Source organism: Mesotoga sp. (genome assembly GCF_035363035.1).
Classification (GTDB): domain Bacteria; phylum Thermotogota; class Thermotogae; order Petrotogales; family Kosmotogaceae; genus Mesotoga.
Genome location: NZ_DAOSEH010000012.1, coordinates 15,118 through 33,527, shown reverse-complemented (window position 1 = coordinate 33,527; position 18,410 = coordinate 15,118). Strand labels below are relative to the sequence as shown.

Annotated in this window: 13 protein-coding genes and 3 tRNA genes; 11 read left to right on the top strand and 5 right to left on the bottom strand. The window is 51.4% G+C overall.

The genetic code is table 11. The features are described 5' to 3' along the window. Positions 1-156: 156 nt before the first annotated feature. Positions 157-2,070: a M14 family metallopeptidase gene (locus PKX57_RS03750; RefSeq protein ID WP_472414788.1), complete on the top strand. Its 1,914-nt coding sequence runs from the start codon at positions 157-159 to the stop codon at positions 2,068-2,070. Positions 2,071-2,264: 194 nt separating this feature from the next. Here PKX57_RS03750 and PKX57_RS03745 read toward each other — a convergent pair whose 3' ends face one another. Then, positions 2,265-3,341 (bottom strand): linear amide C-N hydrolase, encoded by a 1,077-nt coding sequence (locus tag PKX57_RS03745; protein ID WP_213923081.1) that lies wholly within the window; start codon positions 3,339-3,341, stop codon positions 2,265-2,267. Between the two features lie 174 nt (positions 3,342-3,515). Between PKX57_RS03745 and PKX57_RS03740 the strand changes: the two genes are divergently transcribed. The 8 genes from PKX57_RS03740 to PKX57_RS03705 all read left to right on the top strand — a co-directional run bounded on the left by PKX57_RS03740 (position 3,516) and on the right by PKX57_RS03705 (position 13,014). Then, the gene (locus PKX57_RS03740; protein WP_214075391.1) at positions 3,516-4,370 is read left to right on the top strand and encodes an ATP-binding cassette domain-containing protein; all 855 of its coding nucleotides are present in this window, start codon (positions 3,516-3,518) and stop codon (positions 4,368-4,370) included. Continuing rightward, positions 4,360-5,130, top strand: coding sequence for an ABC transporter permease subunit (locus PKX57_RS03735; protein ID WP_213923083.1), 771 nt, complete (start codon positions 4,360-4,362; stop codon positions 5,128-5,130). Before PKX57_RS03740 ends, PKX57_RS03735 begins: the two co-directional genes overlap by 11 nt. 115 nt (positions 5,131-5,245) lie before the next feature. Further along, positions 5,246-6,562 (top strand): DUF3887 domain-containing protein, encoded by a 1,317-nt coding sequence (locus PKX57_RS03730; protein ID WP_472416068.1) that lies wholly within the window; start codon positions 5,246-5,248, stop codon positions 6,560-6,562. A 51-nt stretch (positions 6,563-6,613) separates the two neighbouring features. Continuing rightward, positions 6,614-6,988 carry a GntR family transcriptional regulator gene (locus tag PKX57_RS03725; RefSeq protein ID WP_169698562.1) on the top strand — a complete coding sequence of 125 codons (375 nt, stop codon included), beginning with the start codon at positions 6,614-6,616 and terminating at the stop codon, positions 6,986-6,988. Beyond that, positions 6,970-7,836, top strand: coding sequence for an ABC transporter ATP-binding protein (locus tag PKX57_RS03720; protein WP_472416066.1), 867 nt, complete (start codon positions 6,970-6,972; stop codon positions 7,834-7,836). Before PKX57_RS03725 ends, PKX57_RS03720 begins: the two co-directional genes overlap by 19 nt. Before the next feature lie 16 nt (positions 7,837-7,852). Continuing rightward, a complete protein-coding gene (locus tag PKX57_RS03715) occupies positions 7,853-8,611 on the top strand; it encodes an ABC transporter ATP-binding protein (protein WP_169698560.1) in 759 nt (252 codons plus the stop codon). Beyond that, on the top strand, positions 8,568-10,247 hold the full coding sequence (locus PKX57_RS03710; RefSeq protein ID WP_472416064.1) for a putative ABC transporter permease subunit: 1,680 nt from the start codon (positions 8,568-8,570) through the stop codon (positions 10,245-10,247). Before PKX57_RS03715 ends, PKX57_RS03710 begins: the two co-directional genes overlap by 44 nt. Before the next feature lie 46 nt (positions 10,248-10,293). Continuing rightward, positions 10,294-13,014 carry a cation-translocating P-type ATPase gene (locus PKX57_RS03705; protein WP_472416062.1) on the top strand — a complete coding sequence of 907 codons (2,721 nt, stop codon included), beginning with the start codon at positions 10,294-10,296 and terminating at the stop codon, positions 13,012-13,014. 323 nt (positions 13,015-13,337) lie between these two features. Here PKX57_RS03705 and PKX57_RS03700 read toward each other — a convergent pair. The 4 genes from PKX57_RS03700 to PKX57_RS03685 all read right to left on the bottom strand — a co-directional run bounded on the left by PKX57_RS03700 (position 13,338) and on the right by PKX57_RS03685 (position 15,012). Then, positions 13,338-13,414, bottom strand: a tRNA-Met gene (locus PKX57_RS03700). A gap of 6 nt (positions 13,415-13,420) precedes the next feature. Then, positions 13,421-13,497: transfer RNA gene (locus tag PKX57_RS03695), tRNA-Met, on the bottom strand. 49 nt (positions 13,498-13,546) lie between these two features. Continuing rightward, a tRNA-Leu gene (locus PKX57_RS03690) sits at positions 13,547-13,635 on the bottom strand. 45 nt (positions 13,636-13,680) lie between these two features. Then, positions 13,681-15,012 (bottom strand): MBL fold metallo-hydrolase, encoded by a 1,332-nt coding sequence (locus PKX57_RS03685; RefSeq protein ID WP_472414649.1) that lies wholly within the window; start codon positions 15,010-15,012, stop codon positions 13,681-13,683. A 107-nt stretch (positions 15,013-15,119) separates the two neighbouring features. Here PKX57_RS03685 and PKX57_RS03680 point away from each other — a divergent pair, with 107 nt between their 5' ends. Both PKX57_RS03680 and PKX57_RS03675 read left to right on the top strand, forming a co-directional pair. After that, on the top strand, positions 15,120-16,490 hold the full coding sequence (locus PKX57_RS03680) for a sodium/glutamate symporter family protein (protein WP_472416060.1): 1,371 nt from the start codon (positions 15,120-15,122) through the stop codon (positions 16,488-16,490). Positions 16,491-16,522: 32 nt separating this feature from the next. Continuing rightward, entirely contained in the window at positions 16,523-18,367 is a 1,845-nt protein-coding gene (locus PKX57_RS03675; RefSeq protein ID WP_472416058.1) for a CehA/McbA family metallohydrolase, read from the top strand. The last annotated feature ends 43 nt before the right edge of the window (positions 18,368-18,410 follow it).

The window sequence follows — 18,410 nt, the reverse complement described above, 5'->3', positions numbered from 1 at the left end:
AAAGAGAAAGCCCGCTTCTTCAGAGGTGAGGGAAGCTCGCATTGAAGGAGGTGATCGAAAAGAGAAAAGGAGAGTACTTTTAGAATTCTGAAAGAAGATGGTCTAGTGTCGGCTTTGCAGAGGTGTTTTGACACCAACTTTTGGAGGTGAGTTAGCATGAGACTCAAGCTTACGATGATCATGATCCTTGTACTTGCGCTTGTGTCGGCAGTAGCTGTGACTTATCCTACGTTCGATTGGACAGCAAAGGCAGACGAAATTCCTGCGGCAGCGTTGATGCGCGATTTCCCGGTCGATTACCCTGAGACACATCCGCTTGTGGAAGGGGTTTTCGATTGGGCGCATTATTTCACGTATGAAGAAACTGTTTACTGGTGCCTGAAATGGGCTGAAGATTACCCCGACCTGGTAGATGTTTACACAGTTGGAGAATCTTTCCTGGGTATCCCCATCTACCAGATAACTATCACCAACAAGGCTACCGGTAAGGATACCGATAAACCTGGAATGTTCGTGTCGGGCAACAGGCATTCCGGTGAAATCACGGCCAGAACTGCGACCCTGCTTTTCGCATATACACTGCTCGATGGATATGGTAAGGATCCTGAAATAACTGCTCTGGTGGACAAGAATACTTATTATATCCGTCCGACCGAGAACCCCGATGGTGGTCAGCTATATCTCACGACACCATACTCACTTAGATCAACAGTTCGCCCTCAGGACAACGACGGAGACGGCAAATTCGACGAGGACCCCGGAAAAGATCTCGACGGTGACGGCCTCATTACGAAGATAAGGGTTTATGTCGGAGAGGGAATGGGCGATTACATAATCGATCCGAGAGATCCCGAAGGCAGAATGATGACGAGTGTGGGAGCGGGAAAAGGCAACTACATTTTGCAGGGCGGTCCATGGTCTCAAAGCGAAGGTTACGATCTTGATGGCGATGGGTTAACCGGAGAAGATGGACCCGGCGGGCTCGACCTTCACAGGAACTATCCAGAGAACTGGAGACCTATGACAGAAGCTACCGGCAGAGGCTACACACAGAGTGGAGCCGGAGAGTATCCTCTTTCCGAACCCGAAATAAGGTCGATGTTCCTGTTCCTCGTAACACATCCAAATATCACCGCTATGAACAGTATGGACACCGCTGTTCCGATGCATCTGAGACCACCGTCGTCCAGCAGAGTAGAAGAGTCTATGTATTACTCGGATAACGCCTATTTTGCGAAGTTCGACGCCGAAGGAAAAGCCCTGTCCGGCTACGCCAACGCCGGTGACGTATTCTGGACCTATCAGAATTTGTGGGCGGTTTATTTTGGTGGTGGAGTGCTTGCTGGAAGCCCGCTCTTCGGTCATGGACCGGACTTCGGTTATTTCCAGCTGGGCGCTATATGGTACGGTGACGAGTTGTGGGGAAATGTTTACGATTATATTTATGACTTCAACGGAGACGGCGCTGTTGACGATTGGGATTGGCTATGGGTACAGGATAATGTGAAGGGATACGAAGACAAGATCTTCCTTCCATGGAAAATAGTCAGTCATCCAACGCTCGGAGCCGTAGAGGTTGGGGGAACGAATCCGAAGTTCTTCTCCACGAACCCACCCGCTGGAATGTACCTGGAGCTGGCAGTAGAGGCTCAGAACAGGTTCAATATGATGCTTGCCAAGTCTCTTCCGGAGCTCGTCTTCGAGGAAGTCAACGTCAAGGCAAACGACGATGGCACGAGAACGATCACCGCGACTGTTGCCAACATAGGCGTACTCCCCGATGCTCTGAAGCAGGCATGGCTGGTCAAGATAGTAAGGAAAGGAACGGCTAGAATCACTCTCGCAGGTGATCTGAAGCTAGCTTCAGGCCAGAATGCTACTCATACGATCGATTTCTTCGCCGGAGAGCTGGAGGAATCTCCGCTAGACAGACCGTTCACAGATATCGACTCACCTACCTGGGATAGATCCAAGACGATATCCTGGACCGTTACCGGAACTGGAAATGCGACCATAACGATTTCTTCCACAAGAGGCGGAGTTATAAGCCAAACAGTTGAGCTGAAGTAAGTCTAGTACTGGCAATTTGCTTTTTATCAATTCAGTATCCCTCAGTGATCTGAGGGATACTTTTGTACCTATGATGATATGCTCTTTTCGGAGGACAACGAAGAACCTGGACGCGCAGCGTCGGAACGAACAACGGCTCTTCGCTCCTCCCAGTGATGCTCCCGGCCGGCCTCAATAATTGTTTGCATTTCTAGTTATTTGATCAGGTCGGTTTCATCTATATACTGCTGTTTGTAGCTCATCGGGATGAATCTGATGTTGCCCGAATCGAGATCGATCCTCTTGAGATCCACCATTCTTATGTTCATGTCTTTGTATGTTCTGTAGTAGTAGATCCTGTTGGTGAGATCTTTCACGCTCGACCAGTAAGCGATATGTCTGGTGACGACAAAGCCGAGCACTTCGTTAATCACCAGTCCTTCCGGGATGTCCAGCGCGTTGATGATGTGCCATCCTAGTGTAACCGCCTCTTCGCTGTTGGAAGGTCTAACGCTGCCGTTAGAATAGAAGGCGGCCCTCACGAACCTGCTCGGAGAGGTGTTGTCGCCAGGCAATCCCAGCAAGCCGGTGCCGCCGCTTATTGCCTTTATCTCGAACTGTCCCAGCTTCGAGCTCTTGATATTCGCGGAACTCAGATTGACGTAGTTGGAGAGGTTCTGGATATGCCAGTCGAAAGGCGGGCTGTTGGCTATAACGCCGATAGGGTTGTCGTGGAGATGGAGCTCACCGTCGATGTACTCTATGATCACACAGTCGCCTTTCGTGTCGTAAACTGCGTAGTGGAGGGGCATCTTCAGGATTTCGCTGTGGGCCACCGTGAAGCCATAGACGCGGACCTGCTTTATCGCTTCCTTCACCTCTTCGACGGTGGCGAAATTGCCCAGTATCCAGCCCACCAGATCGTACTGCGACAGGGTCTTCCTGCTCTGCGCTTTGTCCAATTCCTGATAACCGGCATACTGATCGAAATAGAAAGTCCCGGCCGACAGCCCGGCCTCGTTGAGTCCGTCCTCCAACAGATCCATCCCCAGGGCATCGATACCGACATAACCGTACTTCACGTTCCAGCTGAGCCCTTGCCAGCCTGTGGTCAGGGCGGTCATGTAGGTACCGCGCGGAACAACCGTTATCTCGCTCATCAGGTCGAAATCGAACTCGAGAGTCCTGGCCGTGACCACGGTTCCGTCTTTGGCGATCAATCTGAAGCCGGTGCAACCGAAAGAGACGGTTGCCGCAAGAGATAAAAGAAGAAATACCAGAAGTCTTTTCATAAGAATCCCCCTTTTCACTTTTTGAGGAAGCACCGTTTGAAGAGCTTCACAATCGGATTATACATGTTTACCGCTTCTGGATAGATTGAAAACGCGAAAAAAATCCACCCCTTGACAACTAACTGTACTATTTGATATAGTACAGATGTGATAGATGAAAAGGGAGTGATTCCGGTGTCTGCAAGAACGATAGAAATAGGCAACCTGAGAAAGTCGTATGGAAATTTTGAAGCGGTCAAAGGTATCGACCTGAAGATAGTTGCCGGAAAGGTCAACGCCCTCCTGGGGCCGAACGGCGCGGGAAAGACTACCACACTGAAATCGATCCTGGGTCTGGTCGAGTATAGCGGTGAGATAAAAATTCTGGGAAAGACCGTGGAAGAAGTGAGAAACAGTATATCCTTCGTACCGGAGGATAAGAGCTTCTACGAAAACCTCACTCCCGGGAAGGCCATCAAAATGTGCTCGATGGTTCTGGACAATTTTCTTCCCTCGAAGGCCGAAGAACTCATGAGACATTTCGATCTCCCGATGGGTAAAAAGATCTCCTCCTTCTCTCACGGAATGAGGACGGCGGCGTACCTTTCGATCGCGATGGCCCAATCGGCAGATATCTTCATATTCGACGAACCGACCTGGGGACTGGACCCCCTCAGAAGGGACGAAGTGCTGGAGATGATAAGCGGTTTGTCCGAGAGCGGAAAGACCGTTCTTTACACTTCCCACATAATACCGGAGATCGAAAAGATAGCCGACGTCTTCTCAATAATGTACAAAGGCGAGATACTGTACAGCGGAGAGTTGAAAGCTCTGGACGAAAGGTTCGCCCTCTTCTGCCTGCCGTCCGGGACTGAGCTGGAAAGAAATGAATACCTGGCCGTGGTCAAGGAAACGGGCGCGATCAAAGTTTTGACCGACGATAAGAACACAATGGAAAAGCTCGGAAAAATAGCAGGCGCAAAAGAAGAAAAGGTAGATCTCGAAGTCTTCTTCAGCCTTCTCGTAAGGGGGAATAAAAATGCTCTATAAGGAACTGAACGAAATGAAACTCAGGGTGATTCTTATCATCGCAGTGCTGGTAATTTCCCTTGTGGCAACGATCGTGATGAGACCGTACGCCTCCCAGATGATGTCTGAGATGGCCGGACAGCTCGAGGAATTGCCCGACTTTCTGAAGAAACTCATCGGCGACACTTCGAGCCTAACGAAACTCGACGACGATAACTACTATCTGCTCAGTCAGTGGCAGGGCAAGAACTTCGGACAGTTCTTACCCCTGGTTGTATTGTTGATAGCCTTTCCAATCTTCGCCAAAGAGTTCGACAAAAAGACTATCTACTTCCTTCTCTCGAGAAAAAACAGGAAAGACGTCTTTATGGCGAAGTATCTGATCGGACTTGGTGTGATCTTATTGGTTACTGCCGTTTTGTCCCTGCTCGGACCGATCGTGATGAACCTGGCCGGTTACGGAGTGAACTTCTCGGGAACGTTGAAGGCTCTTCTCCAGCAACTTGTGGGTGCCGCCTTCTTTTACTCCCTCTTCACGCTGATATCGGTGATGAGCAGGGACCAGGTGAAACCCGTGGTAATGGGTATCATAATAGTGATAGGACTGCCGATAATCGGAATAATCGAAGCGATTTCATGGCTGAACCCCTACCCGTTCATTCTGGCAACGACGGTCATTCAGAACGGAACGATAGACTGGATCTACCTGGTGGCGCTTCTGGCAGTGACGATCGTACTGACGGCCGTAGATTACATGGTCTTTAAAAAGAAAGAATTGTGATGATACTGGACCGGATAGACCCCTCTCTTGCGATACTTAATGCGGCGACGGGGGATAAATATAGAAAGATAGACGATCAACTTTTCGATCGATTTCATACGGGAGGTTTTGAAGTATGCAGAGGAAACTGGTTTTATTGCTTGTGATTCTCTTTTCCGTACTGGCCGTGGCTTCGGTAGATATCGCAAGCCAGTATATCAACGGCCTTTACGAAGGCAGGTTCGAAGAGATCTACCAGATGCAGGACGAGACGATGAAGAAGGCCCAGCCCGTCACGGTGCTGAAAAACCTGAAGACCCAGCTCGATGTCCAGCTCGGCAGGCCGATAGCCACGCTGGATGTTCAACAGGTCCAGCAGGGCGAGTATATGGTCTATGTTTTCGCCACCGAATTCAAGGCCGGTATCTTCGATTTCATAGTGACGTTGAACACCGAGGGAAAAGTCGCCGGTTTCTTCGTGAGGCCTTCGAGCTACAAAAAGACCGAAACGCAGCCCGTCGAAGTCCCTGAAGAGAGGGCCCTGCCCGAGTATGTGAACCCGGCCGACTACACCGAGCAGAATATAACCGTGGGCAAAGACCCCTATTATCTGCCCGCCAAACTCATGGTTCCCAACGGTCTGGAATCTTATCCGCTCGTGATAATCCTTCAGGGCTCGGGAACACACGACATCGACGGCACTCTCGGCCCGAACAAGCCCTACAGGGATCTCGCGGCCGGTCTCGCCTCGAGGGGAATAGCCACCCTGAGATACCCCAAGAAGTACTATGTGTATCCCCAGCAGGCGGCCGAAATCGGAATAAACGCCGACGCGGAGTATATAGAAGACGCACTTACGATAATCGGTCAGATGAAGGGAATTCCCCAGTTCAGCTCCATTTATCTGGCAGGACATTCGATGGGCGGAATGGTGGCGCCCTGGATTGCTCGGGAGGCCGGCGTCGACGGAATGATTCTGCTTGCCGGTTCACCTATGAAACTGGCCCAGATAAGCCTCGATCAGAACCTCGACCTGGTAGGCGATCAGCTGACCGAAGAACAAAAGGCACAGGTAAAAGATTTTTTCACGAAGATGCTGAATCAGGAGATACCGCCCGAGACCGATCTCGGACAGGGTATAACGGCCGGCTACTACTACAGCTTCGACAAATACTTCTGCATGCCGGTGCTTGAAGAGACCGAGATGCCGGTGCTGATAGTGAACGCAGAGCTAGACTTCCAGAGCCCCAAAAAATACTTCGACGTCTTTGTCGAGAAGCTCGAAGACAAGCCAAACATAACTTTGAAGCTTCTACCGGGCCTGAACCACATATTCAACGAAACCGACGGCACGATTAAGAGTGTTGAAGAATACGATAGACCGGGATACGTAGCCGTGGAGCTGATAGATCTTCTGGAGGAATGGATAAAGCGGGAAGCTGAACGGAAATGAGAAGGACGCAGAACGTTTCTTAGCTCGCATCTGGAGATTGAAGGTGATAATGTGTGGCTAGATATCGACATGAGATCTCCCGTGCCAATCTATGACCAGATCAAGAGGGGTGTCAGAGAAGAGATCATCAAAGGAAAATTGAAAGAGGGAGACACTCTTCCCTCGATAAGAGAGATGGCATCCCAGATAAGGGTCAACCCCAACACGGTCGCCAGGGCTTACAGAGAACTGGAAATGGAGGGGACCATTATGGCGAGACAGGGTCTGGGGTATATAGTAGTCAGTGATGGAGAAAAAGTGAGAGATTCCATGTTCGATACTCTTTCCGAGGAGCTTAAAGAGCCAATACTTCGTCTGAAGAAGTCGGGCATCTCTCTGGATAAACTCCTGGAGGTGATTGAAAATATATGGAAATACCAGAGCTGACACTCAAGATAAGCAACCTGAAAAAGACCTATCCAGGAGAGGTCCAGGCCGTCAGGGGTGTGTCTCTCGAGATGGAAAGCCAGCACATTTACGCGCTTCTCGGTCCAAACGGGGCCGGCAAGACGACCGTGCTGAAATCGGTCCTCGGCTTCATCGATTATTCAGGAAGTGTGGAGATTTTCGGAAACGGCGTTGACCAGATCAGAGATAGGATCTCTTTCGTCCCCGAGGAGAAGAGCTTCTATGAAAATCTCAACGTGGAGAAGGCCCTGAGGCTGGCCTCGAAAATTTCGGGCAGCCTCGACGGGAAACATGCGAGGGAGCTGATCAATCACTACAAACTGCCGTTCAACAAGAAGATCGGAACCTTCTCCAACGGCATGAAAACGGCCCTATACATAAGTCTGGCGCTCTCGACCGACAGCGATCTCTACATCCTGGACGAACCGACCTGGGGACTCGATCCGATTTTGAGGGAAGATACGCTGGAGTTCATAAGGGAGAAGGTGATCGTCGGCAAGACCGTTCTCTACACCTCCCATATAATACCCGAGGTCGAACGGATAGCCGATGAATTCTTCATAATGGTCAATGGAAGGATTCGCTTCGCCGGCACGATAGACGGTATCAAGGAGAAGTACAGGATAATCCACATGCCTCTGAAAAAGAGAGCCAACATAGAAAGCAAGAGCGCCTTCGCTGTCGCCGAAGAGCTCAACAGGCTTTCGGTTATCGTGGAGAACAACGAGAAGATAGAGGAGTTCTACAGGATCGACGACGCAACCATTTCCGTTCCGGATCTGGAAGAGTTTTTCCAGATTCTGGTAAGGAGCGAAAACGGGAAATAAATCAAGGAGGAAAAAGATGATCGAAATCAGGCAACTCACGAAAATCTACAGCGGAAGCGTGAAGGCCGTTGACGGAGTCAGCATGACCGTCAAGCGCGGGGAGATCTTCGGCTTTCTCGGCCCAAACGGCGCCGGGAAGACCACCACAATAAAGATGATAGTGGGACTTCTCAAGCCTACCGAAGGACAGATCATGATAGAAGACATCGACGTGGCCTCTTCGCCTGTCGAGGCGAAATTGAAGATGGGTTACGTGGCCGACGAACCTCTGGTGATGGAGAAAATAACAGGGATACAGTACCTCAATCTCATCTGCGACGTCTTTAAAATACCGCCGTCCGTACGCGCCGAAAGGGCCGAAAGACTCTTGCAGAACTTCAAGCTCTCCGATGCGATCAAGGATCCGGTTTCGACTTACTCGCACGGTATGCGCCAGAAACTTTCACTAATCGCCGCGCTCATTCACAACCCCGATCTTTGGATACTCGACGAGCCGATCGTCGGTCTCGACCCGGAATCGGCCTTCATACTTAAGCAGATGATGAGGAACCACGTGAAGGCGGGAAACACCGTGTTCTTCTCGACCCATGTGATGGAAGTGGCCGAAAGGATCTGCGACCGGATAGGCATAATAAACAAGGGAAAACTTGAATTTGTGGGAACTGTGAAGGAACTGAGAGATCTGAGAGGGCAGGGAAGCCTTGAACAACTCTTCCTGGAGGTGACCGGTAGTGAGACTGAAAATGGTGATTTCTCTTACCTGGACGCTAATTAACTCCCATTACAACATCCCGAGATCTATCTACCATTTCAGGCGAAGAGAACGCCTCTGGGAGCCTGCGCTCATAGCCGGAGTGATAGTGCTCATGGTCGTCATGCTGGGTCCTCTCTACGGCATGCTTATGGACACTATGTACACCCAGTACGAAGCGGCCGGAATTATAGAGCTCTTTCTGGCCAATCCCTTCATCATGGCCAACCTTTTCGGTCTCGTATTTGGAGTCTTCCTCATGGTCAGCATCTTCTTCTTCGGGGAGGATATGCGCGTCCTCGTGTCGTTGCCGCTGAAATCGACCGAGGTCTTGCTGGCCAAATTCTTCGTCGTTCTGCTGGACTTGATGATAATTTCCCTGGTGATCGTGCTCCCGCCGTATATCTACTTCGGTATCAGGAGCGGCGCGGGATTCATGTACTGGCCCTTCATGATAGTCGCCTTTCTGCTCAGTCAGGTGTTGCCGCTACTGGTGAGCGCGATAATAATACTGCCGCTGTCGCGTGTTCTCAGATTCAACAGGCACAGGGATTCGCTAGTCTATTTCGTGAGTGTGGGCGTCGTCGTCGCGGCGCTGGCCTTCGTCTTCGTGAGCAGTCGGATGGACCCAAACATGAGCCCGGAAGATTTCGCCCGCATGTTCTCCGACAAAGACGCCTTACTCAACAAGACGGCCGGCGTATATCCGCCAACCATACTCGTTATGAGGGCGCTCACGAGACCCGTCGTGGAAGGGCTCCTCTGGTTCCTGGCTTTCATAGGGCTCCATCTGGCGGCACTCGGCGGCTTTCTGTGGCTGGGGAACAGGTTCTACTACTCCATATACTCGAGTCTCCAGGAAAACTACGCCAGGAGGAGCAAGCTCAACGAAGGCGAGATCGCGGGGCTCATGGGAGCGCAATCGACCCCCTTCGGTGCGCTGCTCAGGCGTGAATGGTGGTACTTTCTAAAAGTCCCTGCCTTCACTTTCAACGGCTTCGGCAACGTGGTCATCTTTCCGATAATCCTGGTGATAGCGGCCGTGGCTGGCCAGACCGACGAGCTGGGACAGATGATAAAAATTCTCGAGAATTACAGGGAGATATTCCTTCCGATGGGTATCCTGGTAGCAACGCTGGCCGGTGGAATAAACGGACTGGCAACGTCCATATTCAGTCGCGAAGGCAAGTTGATCGAAGAGTTGAAAACCCTGCCGGTTGGTGTTTCTGAGATAATGAAAGCGAAGTTCATCCACGTCGAAACACTCAGTATGATAGGACCGCTTTCGGCCGCGATCGCACTGGGAATAATAATGAAAATCTCATTGCTGGAGGGACTTCTGATCTTCGCCATAGGCGCTCTGGCGGTAACTTTCCTGAACATGATACAGATGCTGATCGATGTGGTGAGGCCATACCTGCACTGGGACAACCCCCAGAAGGCCATGAAGCAGAACCTGAACGTCGCCCTCTCGATACCGGTGGTCTTCGGTTTCGTCGGCGGCCTGGGTTACCTGACCTATCTGTTGAGAAACACCCTGTCCGGCTGGGTGATGGCTCTCATGATAGCCGCAATATGCGTCGCCGGAACGGTAGCGTTATGGCCAGTGCTCATGAGAAGGGCAAAGGCCCTTCTGGACAGAGATCTCTCGCTGTCATGAAGTGATAAACTTGTACCAAAGGGAATGTGCGCGGGAGGCCATATATATGGAAAATATGTACCAGTTCGAGAAAAAAGAAGCGATACGGAGGCTGAACTCCAGAGAAGAGGGGCTCTCTTCTGTAGAGGTCAGGGAGAGACTCGTAAAATTCGGCAGGAACGAACTGAGCGAGAAAAACAAGAGAAGCCCGTGGAAGATACTTCTCACCCAGTTATCATCGGTGATGATCATAATACTGATCGCCGCGGCCGTTATAACGGCCTTCATCGGCGAGGTCCGGGACACGATAGTTATACTGGCGATAGTTGCGCTCAACACTATACTCGGCTTCTCCCAGGAGTACAGGGCTGAAAAGGCCATGGCCGCCCTGAAAAAGCTTTCCGTTCCGAAAGTGAAGGTGAGACGCGAGGGCAAAACGGTCGAGATAAGCGCGGTCGAAGTCGTCCCGGGTGATATAGTGATCCTGGAGGCTGGCAACATAGTTCCCGCCGATATGCGCCTCATCGAAACCAGTAACCTCAAAATACAGGAATCGGCCCTGACGGGCGAATCGGAAGCGGTAGATAAACACAGCGAGATAATAGAGGATAAGAACCCGGCGCTGGGCGACAGGAAGAATATGGCCTACTCGAGCACCGTTGTCACTTACGGCAGGGGTACGGGAATCGTAACGGCGACCGGTATGAGCACGGAGATCGGTCGAATCGCCACTATGATACAGGATACCCGCGAAGGCCAGACGCCGCTCCAGAAAAACCTCGACCAGCTCGGCAGGGTTCTGGCGCTTCTGGCGATGGGCATCGTCGCCGTCATCTTCGTGATGGGGCTTCTCAGGGGAGAAGAGCTCGAGCTTATGTTCCTGACAGCCGTATCGTTCGCCGTAGCCGCCGTTCCGGAAGGACTTCCGACAGTAGTTACGATAGCGCTTGCCCTGGGCGCCCAGCGGATGCTCAAGAAAAATGCTCTAATACGCAAGCTCATGGCCGTCGAAACCCTCGGCTCAGTAACGGTGATATGCTCGGATAAAACCGGAACGATAACCGAGAACAGGATGCGCGTAACCCTCCTGGAGATGGCCGGGCAAAGACTCGATTTTGGAAAGGAAGACGAACCAGATCCCGATGCGCTCCCGGAGGATGATAACAGAGCGCTGGAGATAATGCTAACCGGAGGGGCGCTCTGCAACGACGCCACCATAAAGCCACCGGTTCACAAAAGACAACAGGTGGATATGATAGGCGACCCGACGGAAGGCGCGCTGGTCTATGCGGCCTACAGGGTCGGAATGGAAAAGAGCGATCTCGAACGGGCGATGCCCAGAGTTCTCGAAAAGCCTTTCGACTCCGAAAGAAAGAGGATGACTACGATACACGCCATCGAATCAGATCCGGCCGGTGCTGTCGCTGCAGATGTTCCCGAACACTTACGAGAACATGGAATAGAGAAATACGTCGCCTTCACCAAGGGGGCCGTAGATTCGCTCATGGAAGTGTGCGATAGAGTCCTGGAAGGCGACGAGATACACCCGCTAGACGAAGAGTGGAAGGGTAGAATCGTGGAGACCAACAACTCGATGGCCTCCAACGGCATGCGCGTACTCGGCATAGCCTTCAGGCCGGTCGAAGAGAGCGAAGTCGGGCAGAAAACCGTGGAGGAGAGAGATCTGATCTTCATAGGGATGTTCGGTATGATGGACCCGGCGAGAGAGGGTGTCAAAGAATCGATCGTAACCGCCAAAGAGGCAGGGATACGAACTATAATGATCACCGGCGACCATCCCCTGACGGCCGGATACATCGCCGCCAGTCTTACGATGATAGACGACAGATCCCAGGTCAAGACCGGCCGTGATATAGAGCTCCTCTCCAACGACGAACTCGACAGGGTCACGTTCTCAACTTCAGTGTACGCGAGGGTCGCCCCGGAACACAAATTGAAGATAGTCGGTTCGCTCCAGAGACAGGGCAACATAGTGGCCATGACCGGCGACGGCGTGAACGACGCGCCGGCCCTCAAGCAGGCCGATATAGGCGTGGCGATGGGTATAACCGGAACGGATGTGACCAAAGAAGTAGCCGACATGGTGCTGACAGACGACAACTTCACCACTATCGTCTCGGCCGTACGCGAGGGAAGGACTATCTACGACAACATACAGAAGTTCATAAGATACATACTGGCTTCGAACTTCGGCGAGATCTGGGTAATGCTACTCGGTCCATTCATGGGCATATCGCTGCCACTCGCGCCACTCCAGATACTGTGGATAAACATTATAACCGACGGGCTTCCTGCGCTGGCGCTGGCGGTGGAACCTCCCGAAGACGACATAATGAAGCGGCCTCCCAACCCCTCGCAACAGCACGTCTTCGCCAACGGAGGCTGGATGGTGACGCTGATAGGTCTCATTCTGGCGGTCTTCTCGCTTGGTATAGGCTACATATACTGGCTCGGCGATAGCAACGGCCCATGGAGAACGATGATCTTCTCGACGCTGGTCTTCTCCCAGCTCTTCCTAGTGATGGCGATCAGATCGAGAAAGAAATCCGTCTTCAGGACGAGCCTACGTACCAACAAATTCCTCGTGCTTGCCGTGGCCGGAAGCTTTCTGCTGCAACTTAGCGTCATCTACGTTCCATTTATGCAGAGACTCTTCTCGACACAGCACCTGGGATTGATCGATCTGGTCATCTCGATCGCGCTGGGAAGCGCCATACTCTGGTTATACGAAATAAAGAAAGCCTTCTCTGCGAGAAGACGTTCCTGACGCTGACCGTAAAATGAGAAGAGCGAGAGGAAGAGAGAGGGAGAGACTGAAGAGATGAGATCCCGTTTAGTAATCCTGAATAGGATCATTTCAGGGCAGGCTTCACGGGATGACAGTGCATGAGCATTCGCGCGATGACAACCCCTTCGCGTCATCTGACAAGTTCCTAGTAAGGATCCCGGTCTTTCCTCCTCAGAAAGAACGGAACGAGATCCCGTACAGGGTGTTCCTGAACTGGATCTAGATATAATTAACAAAGAAAAAGCCCCGGTTATTCCGGGGTCTTTTTTCGTTTTGTTCAGTAACAATTGTACTAACATTACTGGTGGCGGCGGTCAGAATCGAACTGACGACTCTGCGGGTATGAACCGCATGCTCTAGCCAGCTGAGCTACACCGCCTGATAATGGTAGCGGGGACAGGATTTGAACCTGTGACCTTTGGGTTATGAGCCCAACGAGCTGCCAGACTGCTCCACCCCGCACCGTATGTCAAAATCACTTTTATGTGAATGACCTGCTTTTCTGCTTGCATGGTGCCGGGGATGGGAATCGAACCCACACGGAGCCCTCGCCCCAACGGATTTTAAGTCCGTTGCGTCTGCCAGTTTCGCCACCCCGGCAACCGTAAACTATGATAACATCACCCCTAGACCTTGTCAAGCAATCTAGAGCTCCACAGTTTGAAGGTTTGCCGGTATCTCTATCTGGAATTCATACTGGAGTTCTTCCGCGAGGTTTTCGAGCGCGGCCTCATCACCGTGTACGTAGATTAATTTCTCAGGTTCGAGTCTTCTCGGTAATTCTAGAAGCTCCTGGTAATCGGCATGACCGGAGAAGTTGAATATATCTATGTTTTTGCATTTCATATCTATGGTTTCCTCTCCAAGGGTTATCTGTTTCTCGCCGCCCTTGTGAGCCTGCAGCACTCTGTAGCCGTCGGATTCAGGGCTCTGGTAACCCATGAAGAAGATACCGTCGTGCTCGCTCTGGAGCATTTCTCTGGCGAATATGTAGGACAGGGTCTCTTCCACTAACATCCCGGCCGAGAAGACGAAGATCGCCGGTTCGTTCGAGAAGAGGAGTCTTTCTATGTTCTTCGGCGCCACGGTGACCATTTTCTGGAAGTTTTGCATGAACCATTTCCTGTCTTTGTCGCTGATTCTTTCGTAGTTGCTCATGTACAGGTTGCTGATCGAGGCCACCATTCCGTTGGTGTAGATCGGCACGGTCGGGATCTTTCCTCTTTCCATGAGCCCCATGAGCATGTAGATCGTTTCCTGGCCCCTGCCCAGCGCGAAGACGGGAAGAAGAACCCGACCTTTGTTTTCGAGTACCCTCTTAACTGACTTGCTCAGTCTCTCGATTTCGCTGAAACGTGTGATTAGCTGGTTTTCCTTCGAGCCATAGGTACCTTCCGATATTAGAGTTTCGACCTTAAGCGGCGGCTGGGCCGGCGGTATAGTCAGCTGCTGTGAGAGGGAAAAGTCGCCCGAGTACAGTATCCTGTGCCCGTTGTGTTCGAGGTATATCGAAGCGGCTCCCATGACGTGACCGGCCGGGTAGAGCGCTACTTCTATGGTGTCGTCAATCGTGTATCTCTGGAAATACTCCATGGGGTAGATGCGGCGTTTGAGTTCGTTGACCTCCCCGTGGTTGTAGAGAACGGGCTGCTCGCCGTCTTTCTCGTTTTTCTTTTTCATCACTTCTACGGAGTTCTGAAGAATCCTCAGGGCCAGCCCCTTGTTCTCCTGGGCCATAAGGACGGGAGCTTTGGGCCATATGGTAGAGATATACGGCAATGAAGATATATGATCGTAGTGGGAATGAGAGATGATTATAACATCGATATCGTCTATTGTGTCGAGTTCGGGCAGCGAGTCGTAGCCTTCTTTCACAGGGTGCCTCCCCGCGTCGATAAGTATCTTCTTCCCGTTAAGGCTCAAGAGGTAAGAGTTTGCCCCTATCTCCCTGCCGCCACCCAGCGGTGTAAATGTCATTGCAAATTTCCTCCTTTTTTGTCAAGTCAATTCTAACAAAGAAGAGGGGAATTAACTTGAAGACAATTTGATAAAATAGCTTTGTTCCGAAAAAAGAAGGTGATTATATGGATCAGGATTGGACCGTCGTACTGGATTTTGCTTACCTGTCTATCCTGCTGGGAGTTGCTTCTGTCCTCAAAAGGATTCTCACGCCTCTGAGCAAGATTCTTATTCCGAATTCGGTTATAGCGGGCTTTCTGGGAATTCTCCTGGGACCGGAGGTTCTGAAACTGATACCTTTTTCTTACGACCGTCTTGGAAATCTCGTTTATCACCTGATGGCCGTCGGTTTCATCGCCATCGCGCTGAAGAAGACCAGGCGTTCGACGGCAAAGTCGTCCGTCAACACCGGCTTTTTGATAAGCATATCGTATGCCCTTCAGGGTTTCGTTGGATTCATAATCGGTATAGCACTGGTGGGGCTTTTCTTCAAAGATCTCTTCCCACCTTTCGGTCTGCTGCTGGCTCTCGGTTTTGCTCAGGGTCCCGGACAGGCTTATTCTCTCGGCAGTCAGTGGGAGGCTCTCGGTTTCACCGGCGGTGGTGCGGTTGGGTTGAGCGTGGCCACTCTCGGTTTTCTCTGGTCGGCCTTCGGTGGTATCGTGATGCTCAACACGATGGTTTACAGAAAGAAACAGATAGGCATCCAGATCGAAAGACCAACCGTGAGGAAAAGGATCGAGGCGACGATAAGGGACTTCGAGTTCTCCGATATCGACGGCTTTACGATCCAGATTCTGGCGGTTGGCATCGTCTATCTGGCCACGTACCTTTTCTTGAAGTGGTTCACCAGCCTGATAGGAGGGTTAGGTACTTTCGGAGAGACTTTCGCCCAGGTTTTGTGGGGTTTCCATTTTGTCATAGGGGTTCTATTTGCGATGGCCTTCAGGGCGATATACGAAAGATCCCGAAAGTCTGAAAAGTACGAAATCGAGTATATGAACGATTTTCTGCTTCAGAGAATCGGCGGTGGTGTATTCGATTTCATGGTTGCGGCTTCGATTGCTGGAATCTCTTTCTCGGTAATTCAACACTATATCTGGCCGATAATAATTCTCACAACCATCGGGGGGTTCTTCATCGCCGGCTATTCTATATGGTTCGGTAAGAGAATATACGAAAAAGCCCCTCTGGAACACATAGTGACCTTTTTTGGAATGCATACCGGAACCCTATCGACCGGTATGGCTCTTTTGAGAGAGGTCGATCCCACGTTCGAAACGGGTACGGCAGAGGATATGGTCTTCGGGAGTGGACTGGCGCTTTTTCTCGGGATCCCGATGCTAGTACTTTTGAACATTCCGATACTCGGTTACAGAGAAGGCAAACCAATATACTATCTGTACTTCCTGCTGGGTCTGGCTGCGTATATATTGGCGCTGTACTTCTTCTGGTTCAGAAAAGCTAGAATAAGAAAACGGGAAAAAGCTAATTGACGTTTCAAAACATTGAATGAAAGGGTGATTCGATGAGAAGGTTAGTAATTGTAGTTTTATTCGCACTTCTTGCGTACGCGGTCGTCGCGAACGATTTAAAGCCGTTTTACGGCAATCCGCATTCGCATACATCTTATTCCGACGGCACGGGTACGCCCGAAGAGGCCTACGAATTCGGCTCAAAAGTTCCCGGACTCGACTTTCTGGCAGTTACCGATCACGGTTATTACTTCGTTCAGACTCTTCCCGACGGAAGGGACAAGCTGACCGCCACGATCGAAGCGGCGCAGAAAGCTACTACGGGGTCTTTTCTAGCCTTTGCCGGTTTCGAATGGACGGCGACCGGAACGGGCCATATAAACGTTTACGGAACGCAAGACTGGACCGACAGAGTCCAATCGGACCTGCGGCAGCTGTACGACTGGATTATCGAAAGGAAGGCCGTGGGACAGTTCAATCACCCTATCACGATGTTTGGAGATAATTTCAAGCAGTTCCATTACGTTCCTCAGGCCGATCTTTATGTGAATCTGATAGAGGTCGGAAACGGTAACTGGTGGCAAAACGAGACGATCTCGCAAGAGATGTTCCAGGCTTACCGGCTGGCCCTGCTAAAAGGCTGGCATCTCGGCGCCACCCTCGGACAGGATAACCATAAGCCCAACTGGGGCGGCGCGAACGATTCAAGAGCCGTCGTTTACGCTTCCGGTCTTACCCAAGAGGAGATCCTCAAAGCCTTCAGCGAGCGCAGAGTATACGCCAGCGAGGACAGAGATATCCTTCTCTCCTTCTCGGCTGACAGCGGCTTCATGGGCGATATCCTTCACGATCTGGAGGAGATCAACCTCAAAGTCTCGATAAAAGATGAAACCGGGGACGATCTGGAATTTGTCGAGATCTACTCGCGAACGGGTCTTCTCGCTCATTTCGACGTGAACGATTCGCTCTTCGAGATGGAGCTCCGGCTGGATATAGAGACCGGTTATGAATACTTCTTCGTGTACGCGAAGGCCAGGGACGGTGAAGAAGTGGTTTCCTCGCCCATCTGGGTTCAGAGAAGCGATCCCGTTCACCTTTACAATCCGGCCGTTCATCCCTCGAACGTCAAGCCGGGAGAGGAAGTGATCCTTTCCTTCCAGATCTCGAACACCTCCTCGCAGGAGGCCTCGACCACTCTAGAACTGCGCAATCTTCACGGCGTGATCCTTCAGGAGAGCTATTTGCTGACGGCCTACGAGTCCAGGGAGGTCACTCTCCCGCACACGACCGGAAACGGTGACGAAAGGATAGATTTCTACCTTGATAGCGTGCCTTATTCGAGCGTATCTCTCAAGTTGAGAGAGGCGACCTCGCTCAACGTTCTCCTGGACAGGAGCCACGTGAATTACGCCATGGACAGGCGAGAAAAGCTATCGACGACACTCCAGGAATTCGGCCACAAATACTCGACCGTCGAAAGGCTTCTCAAGACTGGAGAACTGGACAATATAAATGTCTTGATAATGCCGCTTCCGGGGACGGGCGGATCCTTCGAAAGGCTCAAAATGCTCATGTCTGCTCAGGCCGGTATCATCGCCGATTTCGTGCGGAAGGGCGGCACGCTAATAATAACCGGTACAGGTGAGACCGTGGGCCAGGATATCATAGACACGTACAACAAGTTTCTCGCGGATCTGGGCCTTCCCGTGACTTTTGGCGGGGTTCAGTCCGGCGAGATCGTGTCGGTAGAAGGAATTTCCTTCGATGGAATCTCCACGCTCGAGGGAGAAGCCGGAGAGTATCCAGTGGGCGATGGAACTGTAATAATATACCCGGGAGATCCTTTGACGGACAATGTGATAGAGATGAACGAAAAGCTCGTATGGAGGCTGTTCTAGCAAACACCGGTTTTTTGATAGAGCGTTAAGAGCCGTCCCTGCA

Coding starts and splice junctions, on each gene's coding strand:
- PKX57_RS03685 (WP_472414649.1), bottom strand. CDS start 15,012: ATGACATTTACACCGCTGGGTGGCGGCAGGGAGATAGGGGCAAACTCT.
- PKX57_RS03675 (WP_472416058.1), top strand. CDS start 16,523: ATGAGAAGGTTAGTAATTGTAGTTTTATTCGCACTTCTTGCGTACGCG.
- PKX57_RS03705 (WP_472416062.1), top strand. CDS start 10,294: ATGGAAAATATGTACCAGTTCGAGAAAAAAGAAGCGATACGGAGGCTG.
- PKX57_RS03745 (WP_213923081.1), bottom strand. CDS start 3,341: ATGAAAAGACTTCTGGTATTTCTTCTTTTATCTCTTGCGGCAACCGTC.
- PKX57_RS03730 (WP_472416068.1), top strand. CDS start 5,246: ATGCAGAGGAAACTGGTTTTATTGCTTGTGATTCTCTTTTCCGTACTG.
- PKX57_RS03720 (WP_472416066.1), top strand. CDS start 6,970: ATGGAAATACCAGAGCTGACACTCAAGATAAGCAACCTGAAAAAGACC.
- PKX57_RS03750 (WP_472414788.1), top strand. CDS start 157: ATGAGACTCAAGCTTACGATGATCATGATCCTTGTACTTGCGCTTGTG.
- PKX57_RS03715 (WP_169698560.1), top strand. CDS start 7,853: ATGATCGAAATCAGGCAACTCACGAAAATCTACAGCGGAAGCGTGAAG.
- PKX57_RS03680 (WP_472416060.1), top strand. CDS start 15,120: ATGGATCAGGATTGGACCGTCGTACTGGATTTTGCTTACCTGTCTATC.
- PKX57_RS03735 (WP_213923083.1), top strand. CDS start 4,360: ATGCTCTATAAGGAACTGAACGAAATGAAACTCAGGGTGATTCTTATC.